Genomic DNA, 17,834 nt, shown 5'->3' on the forward strand with positions numbered 1-17,834 from the left:
AGGACCGCCCATGCCTACTGACATCGAAATCGCACGTTCTGTCACGCCGCTGCCTATTACCGAGGTGGCCAAGAACGCCGGCGTCGACGTTAAGCACCTTATTCCGTACGGCTTCGACAAGGCTAAGGTCGACTATTCACTGCTCAACGAGCCGACCGATCACCAGGCCAAGCTCGTCCTCGTGACCGCTATCAACCCAACGCCTGCGGGCGAGGGCAAGACCACCACGACCATCGGTCTGGCCGATGGCCTGCGTCGTCGCGGCGTCAAGAGCGCCGTGGCCCTGCGCGAGCCTTCGCTCGGTCCCGTGTTTGGCGTGAAGGGCGGTGCCGCCGGTGGCGGTTGGGCCCAGGTCATCCCCATGGAGGACATCAACCTGCACTTTACCGGCGACTTCCATGCTATCGGTGCTGCCAACAACCTGCTGGCCGCCATGCTCGACAACCATATTCAGCAGGGCAATCAGCTCGGTATTGACGTTAAGCGCATCACTTGGAAGCGCGTCGTCGATATGAACGACCGTCAGCTCCGCCACGTCATCGACGGCATTGGCGGCAAGGCCCAGGGCGTGCCGCGCGAGGACGGCTTCGATATCACCGTCGCCTCCGAGGTCATGGCAATCCTGTGTCTGTCTACGAGCATCAGCGACCTCAAGGAACGCTTGGGTGAGATCGTCGTCGGCTACAGCTTTGCCGGCGAGCCCGTCCGTGCCCGCGACCTTAAGGCCCAGGGTGCCATGGCCGCGTTGCTTAAGGACGCGCTCAAGCCCAACCTGGTGCAAACGCTCGAGGGCACGCCCGCGTTTGTCCACGGCGGTCCCTTCGCCAACATTGCCCACGGCTGCAACTCTATCATGGCCACGCGTATGGCGATGCGCTTTGGCGATGTCGCCATTACCGAGGCCGGCTTCGGTGCCGATCTGGGTGCCGAGAAGTTCCTCGACATTAAGTGCCGCATGACGGGCGTTCGCCCCAGCGCCGTCGTGGTCGTCGCGACCGCTCGTGCGCTGAAGTACAACGGCGGTGTCGCCAAGGTCGACCTCAACGAGGAGAACCTCGAGGCCCTCAAAGCCGGCATGCCCAACCTGCTGCGTCACGTCGATAACATCCAGAATGTCTACGGTCTGCCTTGTGTGGTCGCCATCAACCGCTTCCCGACGGACACCGAGGCCGAGCTCGAGCTCATCGAGTCCGAGTGCCAGAAGCTCGGCGTCAACGTTAAGCTTTCCGAGGTCTGGGCCAAGGGCGGCGAGGGCGCGCTCGAGCTGGCCGATGAGGTCATGCGTCTGATTGAGCAGCCGAGTGAGCTCAAGTTTGCCTACGAGGACGGTGCCGATGTGGCCGACGCCCTGGAGGCTGTTGCCACCAAGGTCTATCGCGCCGATGGCGTCGACTTTACGCCGGCTGCCAAGCGTCAGCTCGCCGAGCTGCGCGAGAACGGCTTTGGCAACCTGCCGGTATGCGTGGCCAAGACGCAGTACAGCTTTAGCGACAATGCCAAGGCGCTGGGCGCTCCTGAGGGCTTCCGCATCACCGTGCGCGAGCTCAAGGTTTCCGCCGGTGCCCACTTTGTGGTCGCGCTGACCGGCAGCGTCCTGACTATGCCGGGTCTACCCAAGGTTCCCGCGGCCGAGAACATTGACGTCGACAACGACGGCAACATCACCGGCCTGTTCTAAGCTCGCTGCTCATAGCTGCTTGCCCGCCCCGCCGTGCTCACAAGGCATGGCGGGGCTTTTGTTTTCTAGCCGCGCTTGTCTTGTAGATACCGACGGGCTCTGCCCATCATAGGCTTTTGCGCGGGTAGAATGCATGCATAACTTGATGCTTACGGCGACGGAAAGGAATCGTTGCATGGACCAGGATAAGACGACCGTAATGGGTGGCTACGGTTCCGCGCAGGCTGGCGATAGCGCCGATGCGACCCGCGTTGTTCCCAACCCCGGTTATACCGACCCCGCCGCGACGCAGCCTTCTGCCGAGCCCACCCGGGTTATGGGCTATGGCGACTCGGCGCAGGATTCTTACGCTGCATCTTCGCAAGGCCCCTATGGCAACGCAGCTCCGGATCCGTTTGATTACGCGCCGCAGGATTCTTATGCTGCCTCGACGCCGAATCCCTATGATGACCTGCCGCAGAATCCCATTCCGCAGCCTCAGCAGACGACGTATATGCCTCGCACGGCGCAGCCTCGCTACGAGTCACGCGAGCCGTATCGCGAGTACCCCAAGTCGATTCCGCAATATGGCGAGGACGAGGAGAAGAAGCTGTCGCGTTCGTCGAGCGTGATCAAGAAGATTCTCATCGTGCTGGCGATCTTCTTTGCGCTGTCGGTTGTGTTTGCCATTGTGTCGGGCATGCTCAACAAGCGAGGGAGTTCAACGGCCGATACTACTGCCGAGCAAACCGAGTCCGCCTCGTCTAGCACCGTCGATCTGAGCGATATCCCGGGGCAGTACTGGTCCAACGCCAAGAAGCTCCTCAAGTCGCGCGGCGCCGATCTTTCGAATGCCGTGGTCCTGACTGATGATGGCTCAACGCCCGTCGTCGATGCCAACTGGGTCGTTACTTCTGCTTACTATAACGACAGCGGCAACCTCGAAATTCAGCTCACGCACAAGAACAGCTCGGGCAACTCGTCCGACGGCCAAAGCGGTACCGACAGCTCGAGCTCCAATACGCTGGAGGACTTGAGCAACAAGGCACAGGAGCTTGGGGATAAGGCCCAAGAGCTGGGTGATACGGCTCAGAACCTGGGCGACACCGCTCAGAACTTGGGCGACATGGCGACGGATGCCTGGAACGCCCTACAAAACGGCATCTCGGGCGCGCAGGGAAACTAGCTGTTAAGCGGGCTACAGCTGCTCGGCCGGACGCTCGGGCGAGCTGAAGCCCGAATCAAATGTGACGACGCACGAGACGTTGGGCCGGCGCTCGTGCACGATGCGCGTGACGAGCTCCAGCAGCTCCTCGTCGGATATATTAAAGCCGTCGGGACGCACCAGGTCAAACGAAACGAACCCGTCGTGCTCGTGCAGGTCGTGGATGGAGAGTGCGGGGTCGATCTGCATGATGCCGCGCTTGACCCAGCCGCGCAAATCATCGCCGGTTGTCGCGATGGGGTCGCAGTGCAGCGTGATGTCAATGCCCATCTGGCGCTTGATGTCGTGCTCGATGGTGTCCAGGATCTCGTGATGTTCAAACGCGTCGCCCTCGCCGGGCATCTCCACGTGGGCGCTGGCAAACTGACGACCGGGGCCGTAGTCGTGCACCATCAGGTCGTGTGTGCCCAAGACCTGCGGATAGGACATGATCTTGTCGCGGATTGCCTGGACGAGCTTGGGATCGGGCGCTTGCCCCAGCAACGGGCTGATGGCGTCGCGCACCAGGCCCATGCCACTGATGCAGATGAAGACGCCCACGCCCAGGCCCGCCCAGCCGTCGAGGCCAAAGCCGGTCGTCTGCGAAATAAGCGCTGCGGCCAGGACCGATCCCGAGGTGATGACGTCGTTTTTGGAGTCCTGTGCTGTGGCGATGAGCGTCTCCGAGTCGATGCGGTCGCCCAACGTGCGGTTGAACGCGGCCATCCAGAGCTTAACGAGCATGGACAAGACGAGGGCGGCTAAGGAGAGCACCGAATATGCAGTGGGGGAAGGCTTGATGATCTTAGTGACCGACTCGAGGATCAGGTTGATGCCGACGGCGCAAACCAGGACGGCGACGAACAGACCGGCTAGGTACTCGTAGCGACCGTGGCCATAGGGGTGGCCTTCGTCTGCCGGGCGGCTGGCAAGGCGGAACCCGAGCAGGCTCACGATGTTGCTCGAGGCGTCGGAGAGGTTGTTGAAGGCGTCGGCGATGAGCGAGACAGAGCCGGCGAGCAGGCCCGCGATGCCCTTGGCCAGGCACAGAGTGATGTTGAGGCCAATGCAGATGAGGCTTGCGGCGAAGCCCGCGTTGGTGCGGCAGGAGGTATCGACCGGCTCGCCCTCGCTGCCGGGAACAAGCGTATGTACCAGCCGATTTACAAATAGCATAGCGGTCGTCCTCACAATCATGTTTAAGGGGATAGTGTAGCTCGCGCGGAGGCGCTGTGCACCGATGCTCAGAAAATGCAGTAATGGTCTGCCGGTGCTAACGAGCGAGCCTTCTCGTCTGCCTGGGTGGTCCATTTTGGGCCACATGGGTATGGGCATGTGCCTGTTTGCTCGACATACTTAACGTCGATAGCCCCTGTGCAAAGGAGGACGTTTCCATGGACGAGATGTTTGCCATTAAATGTCAAAACTGCGGCGGCCCTATGTACTCGCACCAGGCTAAGCGCAGCTTTGAGTGCGCCTATTGCGGCGCGGTCATTCCGTGGCAGGCGGACGCCGGAGAGCCCAAGAGCGCTTTGGGCATTCGCCATACGCCGTTGACGGTGGTGGATGGACTGCTCAAGCTCACGCATGTGTCGCAACTCGAGCGCCCGGAGGACCCGGACTGGTATTTCTTCAATTCGCACTGGCGCAATCAGTCGGTCCTGGAACATCTGCTGTGGGAGGATCGCGGCACGGCGCAGGAGTTCCAAGAGGCCACGTATGTGAGCATTCCTTGCCCCTTCTGCGGAGCGTCCTTTGAGGGCGAGTCAACGCAGCGTGTGTTTGAGTGCCCGTCCTGCGGCAACAAGATCGGCATTGCCGACCTGCTCAAGCCCGGTACGTTTAGCAAACGTCTGACCATGGGTGTGGGTGCGGAGTATGTGCCGGAGCAGGGTATTCCCTGCGAAATCTCGCCGCAGCAGGCACGTGCCAACGCGCTGCAGCTGGTGCGCCAGTACCCGGATGCCTTTGCCGGGCACGACGTGGAAGACGCGATCCAAAACGACATGATGCTCTTCTATTTCCCCATGGCGCTGGCGGACCTGCGTATGATGGCGAGCTTCCCGGGCAAGGGCCTGAGCAAGGAGACCCTGGTGTACTACGAGGTGCTCGACTGGGCATACCCCAGGGCAAACTACCTGGACGTTCGTCTCATGGGCATTTTGGAGCCGTGGGACTATGCCAAGGTTGGGCCGTTTGACCCTGCCATGCAGGAAGGTGACTTTCGCGTCGTCTCCGTCGATGCGTCTGCCAAGGACCAGGTGGTCATTGATAAGCTGGCGCTCGACGTTGCGGGCAACGACGCCGAGGTTGTACTGGGGCTCAATAAAAAGAGCATCCGCACCTGGGCGCGCAAGGCTCGCAAGCATAAGGACGGTCTGGTGATGGTGCCGGTTTACTTTGTCGACCGTCCGGCAACGGACAGCCGCGACGGCGAGCAGGTGCGCATCGCCGTGAACGGCCAGACGGGCCGCGCGGCCGCGGTGGTGTTTAGCGACAAGCGCGAGACGCATATCGTGGCGCCGCTCAACCTGAGCCTTCATCTGTCCGGCGAGAGCACCGTGCACGCCACGCCCATCGAGGTCAAATACGTTAAGTCGCCGTTCCTATACCAGATTGTACGCCGCGGAGGTGGCGAGCAGCCGCGGCAGGTGGCAGCAGCAGCCGAGGGTTGCTACCGAGAGGAAAAGCCCAAACGCCGCGGTCTGCTGGGTGCGCTATTTGGGAAGTAGGGAAGCGCAGCATGGGACGGCTCGCAGGCATGCGGGCTGCCGTCCGGTAGTTTGGCAGGGGGTAGATGTAAATAAACGGTGGAGCGGCTGCAAAAGAGCCGCCTCGCTGGGCAAAATCAGGTTGTGCCGCGGAACCCGCTCCTCAGTTAGTCACACTTCGGAAGCGCGGGCAACGCAGACGCAAGTGTCTTAAGGGCCGGCTGCAACCGGCCCTTTTCTGTGGCAGCCAATGGGCCCACATCAGACGAAGGTCGCGTTTTTGCCTGTCAGGTCACGCTCGCCAGCCACGGCTAGAATGTCGTTGCCGGCGTCCATGACCGGTATTGTTTCGTAGCGTGCGCCTCAACCGCGGGTGCGCCTGCGACGGCTGCGGTGGTTTCGGTCGCAACGTGCTGCTACCCTTGCGTTTCGCCATTAGTCGCTTCGTTGATGGCGCGGTACTCGGCACTCAGCTCGCGCGCCAGCTCTTCCTTGCTTGGAAGATACGGCAGGTATTTGGCGGTAAACACTTGGTCGTTGTCTTCGGGCAGCGTGTACTCGACGATCGAATCGCTTTTGTCCGCGCAGAGCACGATGCCTATGGGCGGATTGTCGCCTTCGTTCATGAGCTCACGCGTGTAGTAGTTCACATACATTTGCATCTGGCCCAGGTCCTGATGCGTAAGGTCATCGGTCTTAAGGTCGATGAGCACGAAGCAGCGCATCAGATAGTTGTAAAAAACAAGGTCAATATAGAAATGGCGTCCATCAAAGGTGATGCGCTTTTGGCGCGCCTCGAAAGCGAAGCCACGGCCAAGCTCCAGCAGGAACTTCTGAAGATGCGTGATGAGCGCCTGCTCTAGATCGCTCTCGCGAAACGTAGCATCGTCCGAGAAACCTAAAAACTCCAGTACATATGGGTCGCGGATGATATCCTCGGGGCGACGAGCCGGGGCGCTCTCTTGGATTTCCTGGGTGACGGCCTCTTTGTCCTTGCTGGCAAGTAGGCGCTCGCGGAACATGGTGTTGATCTGGCGTTCGAGCTGACGCGTGCTCCAGCGAGAATCGGCGCATTCGTTCATGTACCAGGTGCGAGCTTCGGGGTCAGGAATGCGTATTAACCTGCGGTAATGTGTCCAGCTCAATTCGGGACGCAGTGAGTCCCGAATTGGAAATGCAAGATAGAACTGACGCATTTTGCGCAGCTCTCTTGCTTCAAAACTTTTACCAAAATCCTTGGTAAGTCTGATTGCGAGGGCCTTGAGCAGCGCCTCTCCATACTTGGCGCGCCCCTCTCCGCCCTGTTCATCAACAATACTCTTGCCGATCTCCCAATATGCCTCAACCATCGCAAAGTTAACGGCGGTATAGGCCTTGTCGCGAGCGGCGTTGAGAATCGAGGAGACCTGCTTGTAAAAACCTTCGGGCACGATTGCCGATTCTCCACGGTTTACCAGTTCGCCCATCACTGTCGCCCCACTTTCCTTTTGTGGAATGCGTCTTTATCGCATTTAGTTTAAAGCCTCGCGCGGACACGAATTGCTGTGCTGTCTGACATCTTCGCATGGGGCCTTGCGGTGACTAAAATGTGACCATAGAGGCAGTTTTAGCGAATCCCACGGGAGTGACGCGTATGGACAATAACACGCTGCTATTCCAGGACAAAGGTTCGGGTAGGTATAAAGACGTCAAGATCTACCCCAACCGTATTGAGGTGCTCAAGAAGGGCACTTTTGGTGGCAAGCACACCGAGATTGTCTATCTTAAGGACATTACGGGGGTCAACAGGATCAAGGGCCGCGATGTTTTTCTGCGTAACAGGCTGTTGACTGCTTGTGTTTTTAGCCTGAGCAGCCGTGCGAAGGCCCAGGAGTTTGTTAACGCGCTGAACATGGTGATGTAGCCTATGGCGGCGTTTGGGCCAAGGTAAAAATCGGGGGCACAGAACGGTGTCCTGCGCCCCCCATTGAGTCGATGTGTCTAAAAGGCCGGCTTGCCTATTCGCTACCGTCCCCAGCGTTTTCGCGGTCGTTGGCAAGCATTGCCGCGCCGGCGACCGTTGTCGCTACGGCGGCGGCAGCGAGCCCGGCGGCAATGCCGGAGCCGTCGCCCGTGTCGGCGAGTTTTCCGCCCGAGTTCTTGCCCTTGTTGCCCTTACCGTTCTTATCAGCGCTGCCTGCGTTGGAACCCGTGCCACCGTCGGTGCCGGTGCCGCCTGCACTGCTCGAGGCCGCTACGGTAAAGCTCGCGGCTCCGTCATTAGCAAGCTTGTAGTTTTGCGCCGCGTCGCCCAAAAGACCGTTCGCGTGCACCCAGTACGTTCCCGCGGTAAATGCCTCGCCCTCGACCATTGCCGTGCCCGGAGCGCCGTCCGCGTCGTGCACAAACTCGAGCTGAGCCGTGCAGGCATCGTTTTCGAGTTTGCCCTCGAGCAGCGCCGCGACCTTTGTGCGCACATCCTCGCCGGCCTTAAGGCCTTCGAGCCCCTCAAAGTGGGGTGTCAGTGCGCGCGGATCGATATCGATGGGCACGGATCCCTGCAGCCCCGTAACGGTCTCGTTGCCCAAGGCGTCGACATCCACGTATTCGATGGTAAACGCATGGCCCGAAGCCGCCACGTTGAGTACGTTGCTGCTGTCGACAAGGCGGAAATGGCCCTCGCCAACGGTCTTGCCATCCTGGAGCGAGGCATCGCTCAGCGAGTCGCCGTACGTCATGCGCATGCGGGTCGGGAGGCAGCACGAAGCCGACTGCGTGTGCTTCGTATCGTAATTGTAATTGCGCTGGTAGATGCTCCGGGCCAGCGCCGCATCAACAAAGTCGGATGCGATGATGCCAATGTGCTTGAGGTAATCTGACTTTGTATCCTCGGTGCCGCTGGGATTGATGTACGGGCTCTTGTACAGATGCTCGTTGACTACTCGTGCCGAGGTAAAAGGATTGCCTCCGTGCGACAAGCCCGTGCAGCTGGTGTAGTTGATAGACCAGCAACGCTCCTGGACTTGCACCTCGGCTCCGGCATCGTCCACGACGTCCACCTTGTTGCACGTGCGCCCGGTCGTTTCCTTCAGCGCATTATCGACCCAGCTGAGCTTGTCGGTTCCCGTGAGTTTGTACTTGTCCTGGGCATATACCTTGGTGCAATAGGGCTCTTCATTGCCCGTTTCCCCTATGGCTTCAAATCCCCGCGCGTCTTGGACGAGACACATCGACTGCCCGGAATGCGCCTTGATCTTGTCATCCCATTGGGTGAGGTCGAGGCCCCACGTGTGGCCGCTTACGCTGTTGCCGGCGAGCCCAAATCGACGCAGCAGGACGATCTTTCCGCGCACCTCGCCCAGCGCGGGGACGTGGCTCGACGTGTAGAACAGGTTGGGGTTATCGGCCATAACCTTGGCGAAGGCCGTCGTTATGCTTTCGTCGGTAGCCTCATCGTTGCCGCGCGATGCGAGCATGATGAGCGCTTCTGACGGGTTTTCGTTCAAAAACGTTTTGAAGTACCCGATGACATCGGAGAGATGCAGATAGTTCCCGTCTTTTTTGAGTAGGTAGAAAATCCCGTGGTCGATGCCGGGGTCATCGCCCTTTCCGAGCCGGATATCAAAATAGCGAATGCCTTCGAGCAACTGCGTGGGAATGTAATCCTGCTGGCATTTTACTTGCGAGGATTGGGGCTCAGTGTCGTTGTCCACGCTGCAGGTGCCCGAATCGTGCGTACCCGGGATGCTCAGCTCGTCGAGGAACTTGTTGTCGTCGACGTATTTCATCCAACATGGTCCGTCGACGTAGCTGCTGTACGTGATCCAGTCGAGGCTGCTAACCGTGGCATCGTTCTTTTTCATGTCGTAACCGATAAGTTCGAGCTCCCACGGAATGCTCTTACTCTTATGGCAGATCTTATTGTTGTCCTGGTCTTCGCCGTTCGATTCTATTGCCAGGTACTTAATGTCTTTTTTCTCGGTTTCTTTCTCGACCGTGCGGTCTCGGATGATATAGGTTCCGTTTGATTGACGCTCGAACGCAAAAGCGCGGCTGGGCTTGTTGTCATACTCGCCGCCCCATACGTGGATGACCTTTCCATCTTTGTCAGAGTCGTCGTCGACCGACCAAATGCTGTAGCCCGTCTTTTTATGCTCTTCGAAATTGAGCAAGGTGCGGATAGCATACCAGTTTGTATCGTCATTCTTGGTCGTTACGTTCTCAAGGATGAGCTTGCTGGACGTGCCGTCGTTAAACAGGTGGCAGACGTTGCCGCGAACGTTGCCGTCTTGGTTGACGCTCGCGGTGCGAAAATAGCCCGCGGGGCGAAGGCGAATGACGAAATTGTCGAGGCTGTCCGACGGTGCGGGTGTGTTGTCTGCAAATGCCGCTCGCAGGGGAATGCCCGGCGCTGCGGTTTCGGGCAGGCTTGCAAGTGGTGACAACGCCGCAAGCCCTAGGCCCAGCGTAAACGCTCGGCGGCTGATGGCATGGTGTTCGGTCATAACTTCTCCATTCGCAGAGTGCGGTTATGCGATAGTTTTGGTCACTATACTGCCCAGATGTTTAAAGATGCTGGTTTAATTGTCTGCGCGGCGCAATAAATCGGTGGGCGGACGTGTTGGGGTGTTTGTCGTTTTCGTACTGTTGCCACATTTGGGGCGGTTCCGGCGTCCGGCATCCTCGCGTTCGTCGGCTACAGGCATAAGAAAGGGAGGGTCGGTTTACCGGCCCTCCCTGGGTACGAAGCGCTGGGGTACCGTCGCTTGTTTGCACTGCGACCGTGTTTCCCGTTGCGCTCGCCAGTCGCTTAGCGCTTGATCTCGATATCGTCGAGCTTGACGTCCATGGCCTCGGTCTTGGCCTCGGCGATGTCGTCGGCAAATTCCAGAGACTTCATCATGGTCTCGACGGCGTCCTTGTGCTCCTCGACGTTGTCGATACGCACATACACACTGCCGCCGTCAACGTCGGTGAAGTATTCGGTCGTTACGCCGCCCGAGTGTGTATAGGAAGCGTTGCGCCAAGTCTTGCCGTTGTACTTGACGGGGTCATTCTCGGTCCACTCAAAGTTGGCATTCCACTTTGCCTCGTAGTCGAACAGCTCGTCGGCGTTCTTGTCAGGATCGAAGACGGGGATGAAGCGATCGCTGGCGTGCTCGCTCTCGGTGAACTTAAACTGGGCCCTGTCGGCGGTGTCGCCGGCAACGTCGGTAATCTCGACGCCCTCGGGAACCTCGACCTTAAACCAAATGAAGTCGGTCCTCATATCCACGGCTGGCTTTTCTGCCCCGCCGCCACCGCCACTTCCGGTAGCGTCGCCGCTGCCACCGCAGCCCACCAGGGCAACTGCGGCAAAGAGACTGATGCAGAGGGTGAGAATCGCAAAGGCCTTCTTTTTCATGGTCGTGTCCTCCTCGATCTGTAACCGCCCATGGATTACCTGTCTTTACTGTACGCGTGGACGGCTCGCTAGGGTGGGCCATGTGTCCCATTCTGAGGGCCGGATTTGCGCCGTTAAGTGGCAATATGTTCGGGCGCAAAAGAGGGGAGGGCTGGTGCTGTCGGCCCTCCCCGGGTTGGGCGCCCGTTGTTTTAATGGGGCGCATGTGCGCGGGTGCGCGTAGGCGCGTGCGGGTGTCCCGTTACTTGATCTCGATGCTCGAAATCTCGACTTCGCGTGCCTCGGAAACTGCCTCTTCCATGTCATCGGGGAACTCGATGGAGTTGAGGAGTGCCTCGGCTTCTTTCTTGTGCTGGTCGAAGTTCGAGATGAGGACGTAGACGCTTCCCGGCTCAACGTCGGTAAAGAGATAGGTATGGGTGCCGCGGTTGTCCTTGCACGTTCCGGTGAGCCATGTCCTGCCGTTGTACTCGACGGGGTCGCCAACTTCCCACTGGAACATGCTGCTCTTTCGACCTTCATCGGCAAGAGCCTCTTCTGCCGTCATCTTCTCTTCCCAAACAGGTATGAAGCGGTCAACCGTGGTGTTCTCGTCTTCGGGGAAGGTGAGCTGAACCCTGTCGGCATTCTTGCCGGCGGAGTCGCTTACGCCGACGCCCTCGGGCATCTCGACCTTAAACCAGATAAAGTCGGTCTTCTTGGCGACGGGGGCCTTTTCCTTGCTCTCGCTCTTGGGGGCACTGCCGCCGCCCGATGCGCTCCCGCCGCAGCCGACAAGGGCAAATGCGGCAAAGAGGGCGATGCAAAGGGAAAGAATCGATAGGGTCTTTTTCTTCATGGTGGCGTCCTCCTTGTCTGCCGATGACATCACGACGCCGCATGCTGTTGGGGTACTGATTGCGCTGGCGGCGGATGTCTCTGCGTGCTGTGCGGCTTATGCCTCCGTTCATTGCTTGTGGCCGTTGCCCGGCCGTGCCCCAACGGGTTCCTTGCTTATAGATATGCCCCAGCTTGTGCTGCCCGGGAGTCTCGAAAGGTGGGCCATGTGTCCCATGTTTGTGTCGCTGCCGCCTATCGTGTGCCATAGAAATCCGCGATGGCCAGGTGCGCTGACGCTCGAGTACTTATGGGCTAGACTTAGTACCATTATGTGATCGATGCGGTCGGTCGGCGATTGCCACCCGACCGATGTATATGACTTGAAGGTGCATGTGCATGAGCCAAGAGATGATGGACAAGACCTGCCGCGGGTTTGCCGAGGCGCTGGCCGCGCGCGAGCCGGTTCCCGGCGGTGGCAGCGCGAGCGCCTTTGTGGGCGCGCTGGGCGCCTCGCTGTGCGGAATGGTTGCCCGTTACGGTGCGACCAACCCCGCGCTTGCCGATCGTGCGGATGACCTGACGCGCGCGTTTGCCCAGGCTGATGAGCTGGCCCAGGAGCTTGTCGAGTTGGTTGCCGAGGACGTTCGTGCATATGGGCAGGTGTCCGCGGCGTACGGTATTCCGCGTGGCGATCCGGCTCGAGCGACCGCGATTCAGGATGCGCTGCATGTGGCCGCTATGCCGCCGTATCGCATTATGGATGCCTGCGGGCGTGCACTGGCGCTGCTCGAGGACATGGCCGACAAGGGTTCGCGTCAGCTGCTGTCCGATGTGGCGTGCGGCGCCGTGTTCTGCCGTTCCGCTATGCAGGGCGCGAGCTTGACGCTCTTTGCGAACACCACGTCTATGAAGGATCGCGCTCGTGCCGAGGAGCTCGAGACGGCGTGTGATGAGTTGCTCGACACGTGGTTGCCGCGCGCCGATGCGCTGGTGCGCCGCGCCGCCGACGCTGCAAGGAAGAGGGGATAGCCATGGCTGAACTGCTGAAGGGTGCTCCCGTCGCCCGCGCGCTGACTGAGGAACTTGCTGCTCGCTGCGCAGCCCTGCGCGAGCGAGGCGTTGTTCCGACGTTGGTTATCGTGCGTGTGGGTGAACGCGAGGACGACCTATCCTACGAGCGCGGTGCCCTCAAACGCTGCGAGAAGGTTGGCATTGAAGCTCGCCGCGTTTTGCTTTCTGCCGATGTTTCGCAGGACGAGCTGTTGACGGCCATCGAGGACATCAATACCGATTCGTCTGTTCATGGCTGCCTGATGTTCCGCCCGCTGCCCGCCGGCCTTGACGAGGACGCGGTTGCCGCAGCGCTCGATCCTGCCAAGGACGTTGACTCTATGACGCCGGCTTCGCTGCTCACCACGCTTTCGGGGCGCGGCGAGGGTTTTGCCCCCTGCACAGCCGAAGCCGTGCTTGCTTTGCTGGATCATTACGGCGTTGAGCTGGATGGAGCTAAGGTTGCTGTGGTCGGGCGCTCGCTGGTGATCGGGCGTCCTGTTGCCGCCATGCTTACGGCGCGCAATGCGACCGTGACGACGTGCCATACGCATACGCGCGACCTTGCTGCCGAGTGCCGTGCTGCCGACATTGTGGTTGCGGCCGTTGGACGCGCGCGTACGATTGGCGTGGATGCCGTTCGCGAGGACCAGACGATCATCGATGTCGGCATTAATTGGGACGAGGCCGCTGGCAAGCTGGTCGGGGACGTCGATTTTGATGCCGCGGAGCCGGTCGTTAACGCCATCACGCCCGTGCCGGGCGGCGTGGGCGCCGTGACGACGGCGATCCTCGCCAAACACTTGATCGAGGCGGCAGAGCGCGCGTCGAACTAGGTGTTTTTGGCATTTTTTGCCCACCGGGTTTGCCGAGGCCGTGGTTTCGCCCTTTCTGCGCCGAAGCGATACACTGTTATCGTTTGATTTCTTCGCTCAAGGAGGATGCGCATGCCGTGCACAACGATTTTGGTTGGTAAGAACGCGAGCTACGACGGGTCGACGTTGGTTGCCCGCAACGAGGACTCGTCCAACGGGGTGTTTGAGCCCAAGCGTATGCGCGTGGTGCATCCCGACGAGCAGCCGCGCGTCTACACGAGCGTCCTGAGTCACCTGACCGTTGAACTGCCCGATAACCCCATGCGCTACACGAGCGTCCCCGATGTTGTTCCGGGCCACGGCATCTGGGCCGAGGCCGGTTTCAACGAGCTCAATGTGGGCATGTCCGCAACCGAGACGCTCACCACCAACGAGCGCGTTCGCGGCGCCGACCCGCTCGTCGACTACGTGCCCGCCAAGGGCAACGAGGGCGAGGACGGCTATGTTCCGGCGCAGCCCGGCGGTCTGGGCGAGGAGGACATGGTGACCCTGGTGCTGCCATATGCCAAATCCGCCCGCGACGGCGTACGCATTCTGGGCGACCTGCTCGAGCGCTATGGTACCTACGAGAACAACGGCATCGCCTTTAGCGATGTGGACGAGATCTGGTGGCTCGAGACCATCGGCGGCCACCACTGGATCGCCAAGCGCGTGCCCGATGACGCCTATGTGACCATGCCCAACCAGCTGGGTATCGACAGCTTTGACCTGGATGACGCCGAGGGCGCCCAGGCCGACCACATGTGCTCCGCCGACCTGCGCGCCTGGATGACCGAGTGGCATCTGGACCTGACGCTGGGCGTTGAGGGCGACGGCCCGGCTGCGGTCTTTAACCCGCGCGAGGCCTTTGGCTCGCACAGCGACAGCGACCATGTCTACAACACGCCGCGCGCCTGGTACATGCAGCGCTGCCTCAACCCCAGCGACGTGTGGGATGGCCCCGACGCCGACTACACGCCCGAGAGCGACGACATTCCCTGGAGCCGCGCGCCCGAGCGCAAGGTGACCATCGAGGACATCAAGTACGTACTCTCGAGCCACTACCAGGGCACGGAGTACGACTGCTACGGCAGCAAGGGCACGCCCGCTACGCGTGGCGCCTATCGCCCCATCGGCATCAACCGTAACAGCCAGCTCGCCGTGCTGCAGCTGCGCCCCTATGCGCAGCCGGCCTACCGCGCCGTGCAGTGGATGGCCTTTGGTTCCAACTCGTTTAACGCGCTGGTCCCGCTGTACGCCAACGTCGAGACCATGCCCGAGTACTATGCCGACACGCAGGCTCGCGTGACGTCCGAAAACTTCTACTGGGCCAACCGCCTGATCGGTGCGCTGGCCGACGTTCGCTTCCATGAGTGCGGCCGCGCCGTGGAGGACTACCAGGAGAAGGTCGGCGGCATGGGCCACAAGCAGATTCACGACGTTGACGCTGTCGTAGCCACGCTGCCCGAGGCCGAAGTGCCCGCCGAGCTCGCCCGCGCCAACGAGGCCTTTGCCGAGCTCGTGCGCGTGGAGACCGATGCCCTGTTGGGCAAGGTGCTCTACACCACGAGTTGCGCCATGAAGAATTCCTTCGCGATGAACGACAACGTGAGGTAGGGATTTCCCGTCGATCGAATAGCGCTAAAACGCTTTGTCGCTTTCATTCAATCTTGGGTACAAGAACGCCAATGCAGTTGTTTGTGATTGGAGACAACCATGGTTATGAAACTCGATCAGCTTGTTAACGGCGCCATCAACGTTGGCTTTGGCGCTGCCGCCGTTGCCGTCGAAGGCGGCAAGAAGGTCCTCGACGACCTTAATACCAAGGGCGAACAGGTGCGCAAGGACACCGCCACCCCCGATATCGCCCGCAGTGTGTCCGACATGTTCGAGCAGGCCGGTGGCACCATCTCCGATCTGACCGAGCGCTTGGGCATGCAGGGCGAGACCGCGGCCCAGCGCGTGCTCGACGAGCTCATCCTTGCCCGCGTCCGCGTTATGACCGCTCCCGAGCGCACGGCCTTCCTGGCCCATGTGCGCGACATCGTCGATTCGGTCGAGGACAACGTGACCTCGGTGCCCGTCGAGTCCGTTGAGCCCGACGATGCGAAGGATACCGAAGAGGTCGAGTAGCAGCGCAGATGGCAGATTCCACCACCGATTACAACAATCTAGATCCCTTGGGTGACGAGGCGGCGGTTGTCGATGAGGTCGACGCCGCCGTCTCGGGCGCTCGCAAGAAGCCGCGCGCTGTCGATATGGTCCCCGAGGAGCCCGAGGCGATGGCGCCGGATGAGGAATACCAGCTCACGCCGGCGGGTCGCCGCGAGCGCATCGGGCAGATTGTTCGCCTGGTCAAAAAGTACCGCGTGTGGGATAACCTCACGCCGGTTCGTTTGCGCCGCCTGCTCGAGGAACTCGGCCCCATGTTCGTTAAGATGGGGCAGATTCTGGCTAACCGGTCCGAGATTCTGCCGCAACGCTTTTGCGACGAGCTGCGTCGTCTGCGGTCCGACGTGGAGCCGGTGCCGTACGAGGTCGTACTCAGTTGTCTGGAAGAAGAATACGGCCTGCGCCTGGGGGAGATGTTCGATGCGATCGACCCCAATCCGCTTGGTAGCGCATCACTCGCGCAGGTGCACCGCGCTCGTCTGGTGACGGGCGAGGACGTGGCCGTCAAGGTGCAGCGCCCCGGTGCGCAGCAGGTTATGGCACAGGACATCGATATCATCCGCTCGGTGGTGCGTATCGTTTCCAAGTTCGTCAACACCGATCAATTCGTTGATCTGCACGGCGTAGTCGAGGAGTTGTGGACTTCGTTTCGCGAGGAGACCAACTTTTTGGCCGAGGCCAAAAACCTCAACGACTTCTACGAGTTCCATAAGAGCGTTCATGGCGTGACGTGCCCTAAATCCTATCTGGACCTGTGCACCGAGCACGTGGTGGTTATGGACTACGTCGACGGCATTTCGATCGCCGATCCTGAACGCTTGGTGGCCGAGGGCTATGACTTGGAAAAGATCGGTGCCGCGATTGTCGAGGACTACTCGACGCAGGTGCTCGACGACGGCTTTTTCCATGCCGACCCGCATGCGGGAAACATTATTCTCAAGGACGGCATCGTTTACTTTATCGACTTGGGCATGGTCGGACGCATGTCGAGTCACGATCGCGGTATCGTCAAGGACATGATTTTCGCCGTGGCCGAGGGTGACGTGCCCAAGCTCAAGGATTCGCTCATGCGCTTCGCCGTGACGCGTGGCGACTCGGCTGAGCTCGATCATTCGGCCTTTTTGTCCGATCTTGACTTTATCGTGGCTGACTTTGCGGGCCTTGACCTGAAGGATTTGGACATCGGCGAGTTTTTGACCTCGCTGTTAAACCTGGCGCGCAAAAACGACGTTGAGCTGCCGAGTGTGGTGACGATGTTCGCCCGCGGCATGGTGACGCTCGAGGGCCTGTTGACCGAGTACATGCCCAACGTCAACATGATCCAGATTATCCAGACGCATATCAAAAACGAAAAAAGCACCTATGCGCGCGTGCGTGATATGGGACGCGATCTTGCCGCGAGCAGCTATCGCGCGGCCAAGGGTTCGCTCGAGGCGGCCGAGTATCTGGGCTTGGCTTCGCGTATGCTCACGCGCGGCCAGCTTAAGGTGAACACGCAGATTATGAGCAGCGATAAGGCGCTGCGACAGCTGGGCGGAATTATCGACCGCATGTCGATGGCAATTGTGATCGCCGGCCTGTTTATCGGTTCGTCGGTGGTGTACTACGCACGCATCGAGCCGGTTGTGTTTGGTATCCCGGTCATTGGCTTTATGGGCTACGTGAGCGCGCTGGTGCTGGCGCTTATGCTGGGTCGCAATATCTGGCTCAACAGCCACGGCGGCAAGCACTAGAGGCTGCGGCCGTCACCGCATTCTCCTATCGCAAACAATAGCTTTTACCTTGGGCTTCGCCTGCGTGCGAGGCCCTTTTGCGTGATACCATACTGACGGTAATAATCGATGGCCTAGATGGTGGTGCGGAGACGCACGAATGCGCGGTTTTCCTGCGCGTTTGGGAGAATCGGGGTGCAAGTCCCCGGCTGTACCAGTAACCGTAATTCCTCTTGGCTCGGGATGTTCGCGTCGCAGATCGGACGGCGCGC

At 60.1% G+C, this 17,834-nt stretch carries 14 protein-coding genes; 9 read left to right on the plus strand and 5 right to left on the minus strand.

Annotated features, from left to right (window positions below; translation table 11 throughout):
• Window positions 1–10 precede the first annotated feature (10 nt).
• Window positions 11–1,678, plus strand: a complete 1,668-nt coding sequence (locus tag ACRX4W_RS07625) for a formate--tetrahydrofolate ligase (RefSeq protein ID WP_432299891.1) — start codon at window positions 11–13, stop codon at window positions 1,676–1,678.
• 175 nt (window positions 1,679–1,853) lie between these two features.
• Entirely contained in the window at window positions 1,854–2,843 is a 990-nt protein-coding gene (locus ACRX4W_RS07630) for a hypothetical protein (RefSeq protein WP_432299892.1), read from the plus strand.
• A gap of 12 nt (window positions 2,844–2,855) precedes the next feature.
• On the opposite strand, the gene ACRX4W_RS07635 is transcribed toward ACRX4W_RS07630, so the two are convergent.
• Window positions 2,856–4,037 (minus strand): cation diffusion facilitator family transporter, encoded by a 1,182-nt coding sequence (locus ACRX4W_RS07635; RefSeq protein ID WP_432299893.1) that lies wholly within the window; start codon window positions 4,035–4,037, stop codon window positions 2,856–2,858.
• Window positions 4,038–4,255: 218 nt separating this feature from the next.
• On the opposite strand from ACRX4W_RS07635, the gene ACRX4W_RS07640 reads away from it, so the two are divergent.
• Window positions 4,256–5,593, plus strand: a complete 1,338-nt coding sequence (locus ACRX4W_RS07640; RefSeq protein WP_432299895.1) for a TFIIB-type zinc ribbon-containing protein — start codon at window positions 4,256–4,258, stop codon at window positions 5,591–5,593.
• A gap of 395 nt (window positions 5,594–5,988) precedes the next feature.
• On the opposite strand, the gene ACRX4W_RS07645 is transcribed toward ACRX4W_RS07640, so the two are convergent.
• Window positions 5,989–7,038: a PDDEXK nuclease domain-containing protein gene (locus ACRX4W_RS07645; protein ID WP_192923906.1), complete on the minus strand. Its 1,050-nt coding sequence runs from the start codon at window positions 7,036–7,038 to the stop codon at window positions 5,989–5,991.
• A 167-nt stretch (window positions 7,039–7,205) separates the two neighbouring features.
• On the opposite strand from ACRX4W_RS07645, the gene ACRX4W_RS07650 reads away from it, so the two are divergent.
• Window positions 7,206–7,475: a hypothetical protein gene (locus ACRX4W_RS07650; RefSeq protein WP_138112918.1), complete on the plus strand. Its 270-nt coding sequence runs from the start codon at window positions 7,206–7,208 to the stop codon at window positions 7,473–7,475.
• A 94-nt stretch (window positions 7,476–7,569) separates the two neighbouring features.
• Here the strand turns inward: ACRX4W_RS07650 and ACRX4W_RS07655 are convergent, their stop codons facing one another.
• The 3 genes from ACRX4W_RS07655 to ACRX4W_RS07665 all read right to left on the minus strand — a co-directional run bounded on the left by ACRX4W_RS07655 (window position 7,570) and on the right by ACRX4W_RS07665 (window position 11,793).
• On the minus strand, window positions 7,570–10,056 hold the full coding sequence (locus ACRX4W_RS07655; protein WP_432299897.1) for a phosphatidylinositol-specific phospholipase C: 2,487 nt from the start codon (window positions 10,054–10,056) through the stop codon (window positions 7,570–7,572).
• 305 nt (window positions 10,057–10,361) lie between these two features.
• Complete coding sequence (locus tag ACRX4W_RS07660) at window positions 10,362–10,955, minus strand: hypothetical protein (RefSeq protein ID WP_432299899.1); 594 nt, start codon at window positions 10,953–10,955, stop codon at window positions 10,362–10,364.
• A gap of 241 nt (window positions 10,956–11,196) precedes the next feature.
• Window positions 11,197–11,793: a hypothetical protein gene (locus ACRX4W_RS07665; protein WP_432299900.1), complete on the minus strand. Its 597-nt coding sequence runs from the start codon at window positions 11,791–11,793 to the stop codon at window positions 11,197–11,199.
• Window positions 11,794–12,170: 377 nt separating this feature from the next.
• Here ACRX4W_RS07665 and ACRX4W_RS07670 point away from each other — a divergent pair, with 377 nt between their 5' ends.
• The 5 genes from ACRX4W_RS07670 to ACRX4W_RS07690 all read left to right on the plus strand — a co-directional run bounded on the left by ACRX4W_RS07670 (window position 12,171) and on the right by ACRX4W_RS07690 (window position 17,583).
• Window positions 12,171–12,803, plus strand: a complete 633-nt coding sequence (locus ACRX4W_RS07670) for a cyclodeaminase/cyclohydrolase family protein (protein WP_432299902.1) — start codon at window positions 12,171–12,173, stop codon at window positions 12,801–12,803.
• A 2-nt stretch (window positions 12,804–12,805) separates the two neighbouring features.
• Window positions 12,806–13,660 carry a bifunctional 5,10-methylenetetrahydrofolate dehydrogenase/5,10-methenyltetrahydrofolate cyclohydrolase gene (locus ACRX4W_RS07675; RefSeq protein WP_432299904.1) on the plus strand — a complete coding sequence of 285 codons (855 nt, stop codon included), beginning with the start codon at window positions 12,806–12,808 and terminating at the stop codon, window positions 13,658–13,660.
• 111 nt (window positions 13,661–13,771) lie between these two features.
• The gene (locus ACRX4W_RS07680; RefSeq protein WP_432299906.1) at window positions 13,772–15,295 is read left to right on the plus strand and encodes a C69 family dipeptidase; all 1,524 of its coding nucleotides are present in this window, start codon (window positions 13,772–13,774) and stop codon (window positions 15,293–15,295) included.
• Between the two features lie 99 nt (window positions 15,296–15,394).
• Window positions 15,395–15,811: a hypothetical protein gene (locus ACRX4W_RS07685; RefSeq protein WP_161194634.1), complete on the plus strand. Its 417-nt coding sequence runs from the start codon at window positions 15,395–15,397 to the stop codon at window positions 15,809–15,811.
• An 8-nt stretch (window positions 15,812–15,819) separates the two neighbouring features.
• Window positions 15,820–17,583 (plus strand): ABC1 kinase family protein, encoded by a 1,764-nt coding sequence (locus ACRX4W_RS07690; RefSeq protein ID WP_117734461.1) that lies wholly within the window; start codon window positions 15,820–15,822, stop codon window positions 17,581–17,583.
• Window positions 17,584–17,834: the final 251 nt, after the last annotated feature.

The organism is Collinsella aerofaciens, from assembly GCF_964283865.1.
In the GTDB taxonomy this organism is placed as follows: Bacteria; Actinomycetota; Coriobacteriia; order Coriobacteriales; family Coriobacteriaceae; genus Collinsella.